General features: G+C 62.3%; 3 protein-coding genes and 2 pseudogenes. 2 read left to right on the top strand and 3 right to left on the bottom strand.

What is annotated here, in order from left to right:
* Both EN925_RS27735 and EN925_RS27730 read right to left on the bottom strand, forming a co-directional pair.
* Positions 1-148 (bottom strand): annotated as a pseudogene (locus EN925_RS27735) (RNA methyltransferase); the annotation flags it as partial.
* Positions 145-909, bottom strand: a complete 765-nt coding sequence (locus EN925_RS27730; RefSeq protein WP_127368844.1) for a TlyA family RNA methyltransferase — start codon at positions 907-909, stop codon at positions 145-147. The gene EN925_RS27730 and the pseudogene EN925_RS27735, both read right to left, overlap by 4 nt.
* A gap of 325 nt (positions 910-1234) precedes the next feature.
* Between EN925_RS27730 and EN925_RS27725 the strand changes: the two genes are divergently transcribed.
* A complete protein-coding gene (locus EN925_RS27725) occupies positions 1235-2230 on the top strand; it encodes a sterol desaturase family protein (RefSeq protein ID WP_032809851.1) in 996 nt (331 codons plus the stop codon).
* Positions 2227-3378 carry a GNAT family N-acetyltransferase gene (locus tag EN925_RS27720; RefSeq protein ID WP_013532787.1) on the top strand — a complete coding sequence of 384 codons (1152 nt, stop codon included), beginning with the start codon at positions 2227-2229 and terminating at the stop codon, positions 3376-3378. Before EN925_RS27725 ends, EN925_RS27720 begins: the two co-directional genes overlap by 4 nt.
* Before the next feature lie 88 nt (positions 3379-3466).
* Here the strand turns inward: EN925_RS27720 and EN925_RS40225 are convergent.
* Positions 3467-3665, bottom strand: a pseudogene (locus EN925_RS40225) (hypothetical protein); the annotation flags it as partial.

The following is a 3665-nucleotide window of genomic DNA, read 5'->3' as shown; positions in this document are numbered from 1 at the left end:
CCGCCATCAGCATGGCGCGATCCCTTTCGCGCGCGGCGGTGACCGTTTCACCGGGCAGTGTGAAGGGAATGAACAGATCGCCTGTCTCGGTCTCGGCGACACCGTCGCCCTGGGCGCCAAGTTTCCTGATGCTGAAGCGCGCGCTCATCGGTCCTTGATCCCACAGAGCAGGAATTCGCGATTGCCGTCGCCGCCATCGATCGGCGACAGATGCAGCCCCAGCGAGCGCCAGCCGGGAACGGAGTCCAGCCAATCCTGCAGCAGGCCGGCGACACGGGCGGCGTCGAAGGGATCCTTCAACAGACCACCCTTGCCGATCGCTTCCCTGCCGGCCTCGAATTGCGGCTTGACCAGAAACATGGCCTTTGCGCCAGCCTTGGCCAGGCCAAGGGCCGGCGGCAGCGCCAGTTTCAGCGAGATGAAGCTGACGTCGGAGACGATGAAATCCGGAATACGCCCGCCGAGATCGGTGACGGCGAGGTCGCGGGCGTTCAGCCCTTCGATCACCGTCACACGCGGGTCGCCGCCGATATCAGGATGCATCTGGCCATGACCGACATCGACGGCGGTGACATGGGCCACGCCGCGCTCGAGCAACACCTGTGTGAAGCCGCCGGTCGAGGCGCCGATGTCGAGCGCTTCACGGCCGGCAGGATCGAGGCCGAAATGATCGAGCCCGCCGATCAGCTTGAGTGCCGCGCGCGACACATAGCCTTGCGCCGGATCATCGATGGCAACGTGACATTGCGGCAAAACGCTCTGGCCGGGCTTGCGCGCAATGACGCCGTCGACGGTCACAGTGCCGCGCTCGACCGCATCGCGGGCACGTGAGCGGCTGGCAAACAGCCCGCGCTGGACGAGCAGGTCGTCGAGCCGCTGGCGTGCGCTGGCTGGCAGAGGCGAATTCATCGGCCTTCATGGCGAAAGCCGACGACGATGGCAAGAGCGCCACATGGAAGCATTTCGTCTCCCGTTCCCATCATCACGCTCAGCATCTTGCACGGCGACGATGGTGAGGCGTTCCGTCCCGCCGACCATCCTTATGAATACCCATGCGTTACGCCCGTTGAGACGGATGACGCCGAAGCATGAGGTCTCACCGCCTGCGGGTAAATACCAACAATCTAGAAAGCCTCATGATTTCTTAACCAATTTTCATCGCATTTGCTTGAGGACTTCAATGTTATGACCGCGACGACGGGAAAACCCGGATGGAGAGGCGGCAACTTTGGAAATGGCCAGCGACATCGTCTACAAGGTTCTTGACCGGATTTCCGGCGCCGGCCTGCTGGCGACCGGACTTCTGTTGCTGACTGCTTTGGCCAGTGCCCTGGTCGCCTATTGGCGCACGGTCGAGAAAAAGAGCTGGAAAGAGTTCTTCGAGTTCGCGGTCCCGCATGAGGTCATCACGCATCCTTCGGCGAAAGCCGACCTTTTGTTCTGGGTGACGCGGAAGGCGCTGATGCCATTCCTCATGCTGCCCGCCGGCGTCGTCTTCGTCAGCGCCGTCGGCTATGCGACGAACTGGTTGCTCTCCACGCTGCTGGCAATCCAGCCGCCTCTGATCGAGGGGCCGGCGGGGCCTGTGACGGTGACGATCTTCACCCTCACCATGCTGCTTGCCTACGACATTTCGTACTATCTCTATCATGTCGCCCAGCACCGCTACCCGGTGCTCTGGGAACTGCACAAGGTGCACCATTCGGCCGAGGTGATGGTCGGCATCACCAAGGATCGCGTCCACCCGCTCGACGAATTGATGAACCGGGCCTGGGACGGCGTCATTCCCGGCATCTGCTTCGGCATCTGGTCGCTGGTGTCGCTGAACCTGGTTGAACTGACGGTCTTCGGCGTCAACGTCTACATCATACGCAACATCCTGATGATGGATTTCGTCAGGCACACGCATTTCAAGATCTCGTTTGGGCCGTTGAACAATCTGATCCTGTGCCCACACTGGCATCAGTTGCACCACAGCACCGACCCGCGCCATTACGACAAGAACTTCGGGCTGCTCTTCTCGTTTTGGGATCGGCTCTTCGGAACTCTGTGCGTTCCGAGACCCGACGAGGACTTCAAGTTCGGTTTGATCGAACGCAACGTGCGCGACTACCAGTCGCTCGCAGGCCTCTATGTCATGCCGCTGCAGCGGATGTGGCGGCAGATCGCCAGACATTTCCGCGCCGACAAGCCCGAGCCACAGCAATCGCCGCAGGGGGGCAAGCCATGAACGGACCGGCCGTGTTCCGGATGCAGCAAGCGCACCGGATCGAAATTGCAACCTCGCCAGAGCGACTGGCAGAAATCGCGCCCGCCTGGGCAGCGCTCTGGCAACGCGCCGGCGGCCTCGTTTTCCAGCATCCCGACTGGATCTCGGCCTGGTGGCACACCACACCGCATCAGGACCGCCGCGGCCTCAGGATCGGCCTGGTCTGGAGCGGCGAGCGCCTCGAGGCGGTCATTGCGCTCGCGACCTTCTGGCGCTCGGGCATCCGTATGCTGGAATGGGCGGCGAAGGATCACTGCGACTATGGCGATGTCCTGCTTGCTCCCGATGCAGAGCCACAGATCCTGCCGCAACTCTGGCAACATATCCTCGACGATGGCGGCTTCGATCTTGCGTATCTCAATCGGCTGTTGCCCGATGCTCGATTCCGGACCCTGCTTGGTCCCGCCGCCCCAGGCCAGGGCAGCATTTTGCAGCCGAGCCACCGCAGCGAGGTCAGCTACCGAGTTTCCAGCGCCGGACAACGCGGCGCACAATGGTTTGAAAGCCAGTCGAAGAAAACCCGGCAAAACTATCGCCGTGGTTACAAATTCATGGAGGAAGGCGGCGCGCTGCGTTTCCGCCTGATGGATGCGCACGAAGCCCGCGAGCCGGTGCTGGAACGCGTCGCGGCGCTGAAGCGGCTATGGCTCGCAAAACACGGCCGCGTCTCGGACCTGTTCGACGAAGGTTCCCCCGCGCTGCCGGCACTGATCTCGGTTCTGGCCGGGCTTGGGTTGCTGCGCATTTTCGTGCTCGAACGCGAAGACGAGATCATCGCCATATCGATCAATTTCGAGCAGCATGGAACGATGATGGCTTTCGTCACCACCTATGATCCGGCCTTCGAACGGGCCTCGCCGGGCATGGTCTTGATGATGGATTACATCCAGTGGTCGTTCGACAGGGGCTTGACCACGATCGATTTTCTCTGCGGCGGCGAGGATTTCAAGCGCCGCTTTGCGACGCATTCGGTGATCTTGTCGTCAGTGGTGGGTGGACGAAACCTGCGCGGACGCCTTGCCGCCTTGGCAGACCGCGCCCGCCACGCGGCGCAATCCTGGCGCCCCGAGAAACCGGCGCAACAAGCGGAGCTGGTGGCGGCGGAGTAGCAGTGCCGACGCCTTTAGATCACCCGCACAGCGGCAAAGCACGATGAAACGATCGGGCAATCCCGATCAGGGCTTGCTGGTCTCTAGCTCAGAATACGCTTCGCGAAACCGGGCGCTCGACGGCCGGAGACAACCCATCCGCACGCCCTCCCGACGCTTGCTCGCGTGAAGGCTCGATGGCAACCGCAGGTGCGGGAACGGGGGCCGGCAGAACCACCAGGTGCGGCACCTGCTTGAAGGAAAAGCCGCCGCGGATGTCGCCCAACTTGCCGGCGACTATGCCCATG

Origin of the sequence: Mesorhizobium sp. M7A.F.Ca.US.006.04.2.1 (assembly GCF_004022915.1) — a bacterium.
Lineage (GTDB): Bacteria > Pseudomonadota > Alphaproteobacteria > Rhizobiales > Rhizobiaceae > Mesorhizobium > Mesorhizobium ciceri.
This window is presented reverse-complemented; position numbering and strand designations above follow the sequence as displayed.